Consider the following 6,000-nt stretch of genomic DNA (forward strand, 5'->3'; position numbering starts at 1 on the left):
ATGGGTCAGCGGCAGGCGCGGATCGCGGCCAGGGTGGTGTGCACGTCGAACTGGTGGCCGTCGTCGCTCTCCCAGCCGCCGTCGCTGCGCTGGGTCTCGGCCAGCCGGCGGCGTGCCGCGACCAGCGTCCAGTGCTGCTCGTCGACGCCGACCCGGCGCAGGGCGGCGGCCAGCGAGGCGGCGTTGGCCGGGGAGAGCTTCGGCATCCGGTCGGTAAGCGCCACCTGGATCCGGGCCGACTCGTAGAAGAGCTCCTGCTGGTGGAAGACCGCCGCGCTCAGCCAGCCGACGGCCAGGTACGAGGGGAAGGTGCCATCCGGCTGGAGTTGCCCCGCGAGGGCCTGGGCGGCGGCGAGCACGACGCCCGCGTACGCGTCACCGGCGGCCCGGTCGAGCGTGCCGCCAGCCCGGTGATCGGCCGGCGGTGGGCTAGCCCACGCCGTCGGCGGCGGTGCCGTCTGGCGGGGCCCGGCGGCCCGCGCGTCCAGACCGGCGACGGTCAGCCAGAAGGTGACGGTGGCGGTCAGATAGAGGCGTGCCTCGGGGTCGCCCGGGCGGGCCCACCAGGGGGCGTCGTCGGCGAGGGCGGCGTCCTCCTCCCAGCCGCCGTCGGCCTGCTGCCTCGACGCCAGCCAGTCCAGCGCCCGGCGGGCGGCCGGACGGCCGAGGGCGCCGAGGTCGTCCAGCTCGGCGAGGCGGAAGCAGGTGGCGTCGACCGAGGCGACGTCGCCGCCCCACATGGCCGGCCAGCCGCCGCCGGGAATCTGCCCCGCCTCGGCGCTGTCGAGCAGCTCGGGCGACGGCGCCGTGCCGGCCCGCAGCCACGACAGTCGGGCTCGTTCCACCGTGTCACCGTGCGCCACCACGAACCCGATCGCGGCGTTCAAGTCGACCACGGCAGGAACGCTACCGGCGCGGACGCGATCACGCCTCGGATGGTCGGCCGGACGACAGTGGGCGAGCAGGTGTGAAAGGGGGCCCCTTCTCTACCGGAAGCGTTAAGAAGGGGCCCTTCCTTGCACTCAGTACGCGGGGAGGGAGGGATCGATCTGCTTGATCCAGGACAGGACGCCGCCCTGGACGTGCACCGCGTCGCGGAAGCCGGCTGCCTTGAGGGCGGCGAGCGCCTCGGCGGAGCGGACGCCGGACTTGCAGTGCAGCACGATCTGCTTGTCCTGCGGCAGCTTTGCCAGCGCCTCGCCGGAAATGATCTCGCCCTTGGGGATGAGCGTCGCGCCGGGGATCCGCACGATCTCGTACTCGGCGGGCTCGCGGACGTCGACGAGGAAGATGTCCTTGCCGGCGTCCTGCCACTCCTTCAGCTCGGCCGCGGTGATGGTCGCGTCGACGACCGCCTCCTGGGCCTCCTCGGAGACCGCGCCGCAGAAGTCCTCGTAGTCCTCCAGCAGGTCGGTGACCGTCGGGTTCTCGCCGCAGAGCACGCAGTTCGGGTCCTTCCGAACCTTGATCTTGCGGTAGCTCATCTCCAGGGCGTCGTAGACCATCAGCCGGCCGACCAGCGGCTCGCCGATACCGGCGAGCAGCTTGATCGCCTCGTTGACCTGGATCGAGCCGATCGACGCGCAGAGCACGCCGAGCACGCCGCCCTCGGCGCAGGACGGGACCATCCCGGGCGGCGGGGGCTCCGGGTAGAGGCAGCGGTAGCAGGGGCCGTGCTCGGCCCAGAACACCGACGCCTGGCCGTCGAACCGGTAGATCGACCCCCAGACGTACGGCTTGCCGAGCAGCACCGCCGCGTCGTTGACCATGTACCGGGTGGCGAAGTTGTCGGTGCCGTCGACGATCAGGTCGTAGGTGGAGAAGATCTCCCGAACGTTGTCCCGGTCCAGCGCGGTGTTGTGGATCTCCACGTTGACCAGCGGGTTGATCTCGCGGATCGACGCGGCGGCGGACTCGGCCTTGGACCGGCCGATGTCGGAGACGCCGTGGATGATCTGCCGCTGGAGGTTGGACTCGTCGACGGTGTCGAAGTCGATGATGCCCAGCGTCCCGACGCCCGCGGCGGCCAGGTACATCAGGGCCGGCGAGCCGAGGCCGCCGGCGCCCACGCAGAGCACCCGGGCGTTCTTCAGCCGCTTCTGCCCCTCGACCCCCACGTCGGGGATGATCAGGTGGCGGGAGTAGCGGCGGATCTCGTCAACGGTCAGCTCGGCGGCGGGCTCGACGAGCGGGGGCAACGACACGGTGGACTCCCCGGGATCGGCGTGGGTGAACGAGTCATTGTCGCTCGCCGGGCCGCCGATCGGCCATGAGCAGGGACACCCGCCCGACATGCGGGAGCGGGAATATCTCAGGTGCCCGCTGTCGGCTCCCCGGCGTACCTGGCGCCGTCCAGGTAGGGCCAGGGGTTGGCGACGCAGCCGTCGAGGCCGTACGTCTGCTGCTGCATCACCGGCGCGGGCTCGCCGGGCCCCGGGCAGGACTCGTGCAGCTCGCCGAACTCGTGCCCGACCTCGTGGTTGACCACGTACGCGCGGTATACGGCCAGCGACGCGCCATAGTCCGGGACCGCCTCCATCCACCGGGCCAGGTTGATGATCACCTGTCCGGGCAGGCGGCAGGAGGTGTACCGCTCGGTGCTCAGCCCGCCGAGCGCGCACATCCGCTCCGAGGTGACCGGGGTGGCCAGGTAGACGGTGAAGTCGGCGTCGGCCGCGCTCGCCACCCGCTGCACCCGCAGCTCACCGGAGGCGATCCAGCTACGCGGGTCGCCCAGCGCCTCGTCGACCACGGCGGCGACGGCGTCCGCGTCCTGGCCAATGTCCCGCTCGACGAGCACCCGGTAACGGCGCACCGGCCCGCCCGCGCCCTGGATCGGGGACTCCCCGGCCGCCGCCGTGAACCGACCGGGCCCACTGGTCGGCCAGCGACCCGGCCGACCCTGCTCGCCCCGACCATCCTGCTCGTCCTGAGCCGAGGTGTCCCGGTCGTCCCGACCGGGCGCGGGGTTCCGGTCGCCCCCGCCGGCGCCCTGACCGACCCGCACGCCGCCGGTCTGCGCCGGCCCCGACGGTGGCATCGCGCCGAGGACCAGGAGCGCGGCGGCGGCAACCGCCACCAGCGCGGCCAGGCCACCAAGGGCCGTACGCGGACGCTGGCGCACCCGGGGCGGGCCCGGCGGACCCGAGCGGGATGCCCCCGCAGGGGAGAGGGAGGTCACCCGGTCAGCCTGACAGACGAACCGGGCCAAATAGCGCCTTTCCCGCCTTTAGCATGAGAAGTCTTCGCTTCTCCCGTCGCGGTCCGCCCGGGTCACAGCGGCGGGCCGGCGTAACGGCGACCGTCCCGGTACGGCCACGGGTTGGCCACGCAACCGTTCAGGAACAGGGTCTGCTGCATCATCACCGGCGCGGGCCGGCCCCGCTTCGGGCACCGCTCGTGGCGGTGGCCCAACTCGTGCCCGACCTCGTGGTTCACCACGTACGTCCGGTAGACGCGCAGCGGCACCTCGGCCGCGACGAAGTGCGGCACCGACAACCGCCAACGGTCCAGGTTGATGATCACCTTCCCGGGTGCCCGGCAGGAGGTGTACGGCCGACCGCCCACCCGGATGTCGACTCCGCCGGCTGCGCACATTTGCCCCGCCGTGCGCGCCGTGGCCAGATAGACCGTGAAGTCGTGCCGGGCCGAAGCCGGCACCCGCTGCAACCGCAGCCGTCCGCCGTCCACCCAACTGCCCGGCCCGGCCAGCGCCTCCTGGACCGCAGCACCGAAGTCGCGGGCATCCTCCCCCGACTCCCGCTCCACCGCCACCCGGTAGCGGCGCAGCCGACCGGCCGCGCCGAGCACCTCGCCGGGGCGGTCGTCGTACCGAAAACCACCCCCGCCCGCCGACGGCACGGGGCCCGGAATCCGCAGCACCGGGGGCACGCCGGACTCCGACGGGGGGCTGCCGCCCAGCGCCGCCGGGCCACCGGGAACGGCCGACGGGGGGCCCTCGACGCCCGGCGACGAGGGCGCGGCCACGCCGACCCCCGGGGCCACCTGATCCACGGCCAGCGCCGCCATGTCGGCCGGGGGCCCGCCGCCGACCGGGGGCCGGGCCGTCAGCAGGACCACGCCGGCCAGCACGCAGGCGGCGAGGGCGGCCAGGGACAGCAGGCTACGCCGCCGAGCGGCGCGGGCCGCGGGAGAAGAATCCGGGCGGGAAGCGCGGCAAGGCAGGAATCCGGGCATCCCGGTCAGGATGCCACGTCATGCCGCGTCACGGACTCCCCCGATTCGGTGAGCAGCCCGAGCACCGCGCGGGCCACCGTACGGGGCACCTCCAGTTGGGCCACGTGCCCGACGCCACGCAGCATCAGCAGCCGGCTGTCCGGGATCACCCGGGCGGCCTGCGGCGCCACCCGCACGTCGACCATCCGGTCCTCGGACCCGCCGATCACCAGCGTCGGCGCCCGCACCGCCGCCGCGAGCCGCCACAGCGAGTCCGGCCCCGGCAGGTACGAACGCAGGAAGCTGGAGACCAGGCCGCGGAAGGTGCGGACGTACACGGACGCGTAGTGCGCGGCCTGGTACCGCACCAGGATCTCCTCCAGCGCCTCCTGCCGGCGCTGCTCGCTGATCCGGGTCAGGTCGGCCACGCAGGACTCCATCACCTGCTGCGCCATCACCTTCGGGTCCAACCTGGCCAACTGCCAGCCGACGAGCCGCTCCCCGCGCGGGACGGCCAGCAGGGGCAGCATCCGGCCCTGCAACGAGCGGCGGAAGTCCAGGAAGGGCAGCGCCGGGGAGATCAGCGTCAGCGTGGATACCAGGTCCGGTCGCAGCGCCGCCACCCGTACCGAGATCGCCCCGCCCAGCGAGTTGCCGACCAGGTGCACCGGGCCCCGACCCGAGTGCTCGATCCAGCGGACCACGTGCTCGGCGAAGGCGGGAACCGTGTAGCGGCGGCTCGGCTCGCTGCGCCCGAATCCCGGCAGGTCGATGGCCTGGCCGTCGAACCGGTCGGCGAGCAGCCCGGCCAGGTCGGTCCAGTTCTGCGAGGACCCGCCGAGGCCGTGCACGTAGAGCGCCGGCTCGGCCCCCGGGGCGGTGGCCGGGGTGTCCCGGACGTAGGTGATGGAGCCGTCGAGGCATACCTCCCGACCAGGCCACGGCGGTGGGGTCCCGTGTGGGGGGAGGTGATGGTCCGGCCCGAGGATGGCGGCTTTCATGCCACCAAGTCTGCCCGTGCCGGCGACAGCTCGCCCGCGCTCGGGACCGGTGCCCCGCCCGGAAGGGGCGGCTCCCCTGCCGACGGGCGGCTCCGCCGCGGATCAGGCCAGCAGCGCCTCAAGCCGCCGGTTGACCGCCGCCAGGGTGGCCCGGACGACGGCCTGCCGGGGATCGCCGGCCACCAGTGCCGAGCCGGCGAGCTGCTCGACCCAGCCGTCGCAGACCAGCAGCACCACGACCGTGGCCACCTCGCAGTTGCCGAACGGCACCACCGCCGCGTGCTCGACGAAGCACCGCCCCCGGTCGGGCTCCTGCTCGCCGCCGCGCAGCAGCTGGTCCACCGCCGCCGCGGCGGCCACCGCGCAGAGCCGCAGCACGTAGCCGTCGACGGCGGGCCCCGTCGCGTACCCGGACGCGGTTTCCCCGTCGCCGAGAAGGCGGACCTCGACGTTCGCGTCGAGGCCGAACGTGCTGACCTGGACGTGGTCGATCACCACGCGGGGCCCCGGCGCGCCGCCGGTGTCCAGCGGTCGCGACGGCGCGGTCTCCGTCGTGGTCATCTGCCCGCCGGAGTACGAGGAGCCAAGCGTCGCCGGGCTGCCCGTCGCCACGCCGGCCGGGGCGGCCGTGACCTGGCCCGGCTCCTCGACGGCGGCCCGGCCCCGGTGCGCGGTCGCCTGGCGACGCCGGCGCAGCGGCTCTCCCGCCGGGTCGGCGCGACGGTCGGCCCGGGGCGGCGGCGCGTCCGCGGGCGGGCGGGCCTCCGGCACCCGGGCGCCGGCTCCCCGAGGGTCGGCCCCCCGCCGGTCGGCAGGCCGGGGG

5 protein-coding genes and 1 pseudogene are annotated in these 6,000 nt (G+C 74.3%); all 6 read right to left on the reverse strand.

Annotated features, from left to right (window positions below; translation table 11 throughout):
• Positions 1 to 5 precede the first annotated feature (5 nt).
• On the reverse strand, positions 6 to 896 hold the full coding sequence (locus tag MCAG_RS11330; protein ID WP_007073105.1) for a prenyltransferase/squalene oxidase repeat-containing protein: 891 nt from the start codon (positions 894 to 896) through the stop codon (positions 6 to 8).
• Between the two features lie 126 nt (positions 897 to 1,022).
• The gene (gene moeZ, locus MCAG_RS11335) at positions 1,023 to 2,204 is read right to left on the reverse strand and encodes an adenylyltransferase/sulfurtransferase MoeZ (RefSeq protein ID WP_007073106.1); all 1,182 of its coding nucleotides are present in this window, start codon (positions 2,202 to 2,204) and stop codon (positions 1,023 to 1,025) included.
• A gap of 107 nt (positions 2,205 to 2,311) precedes the next feature.
• The gene (locus MCAG_RS11340) at positions 2,312 to 3,181 is read right to left on the reverse strand and encodes a DUF3152 domain-containing protein (protein ID WP_232290136.1); all 870 of its coding nucleotides are present in this window, start codon (positions 3,179 to 3,181) and stop codon (positions 2,312 to 2,314) included.
• A 92-nt stretch (positions 3,182 to 3,273) separates the two neighbouring features.
• A complete protein-coding gene (locus tag MCAG_RS11345; protein WP_083802247.1) occupies positions 3,274 to 4,197 on the reverse strand; it encodes a DUF3152 domain-containing protein in 924 nt (307 codons plus the stop codon).
• 5 nt (positions 4,198 to 4,202) lie between these two features.
• Positions 4,203 to 5,177 (reverse strand): alpha/beta fold hydrolase, encoded by a 975-nt coding sequence (locus MCAG_RS11350; RefSeq protein ID WP_007073109.1) that lies wholly within the window; start codon positions 5,175 to 5,177, stop codon positions 4,203 to 4,205.
• Positions 5,178 to 5,279: 102 nt separating this feature from the next.
• Positions 5,280 to 6,000: pseudogene (locus tag MCAG_RS11355) on the reverse strand (hypothetical protein); the annotation flags it as partial.

The sequence above is a fragment of the Micromonospora sp. ATCC 39149 genome (assembly GCF_000158815.1).
Classification (GTDB): domain Bacteria; phylum Actinomycetota; class Actinomycetes; order Mycobacteriales; family Micromonosporaceae; genus Micromonospora.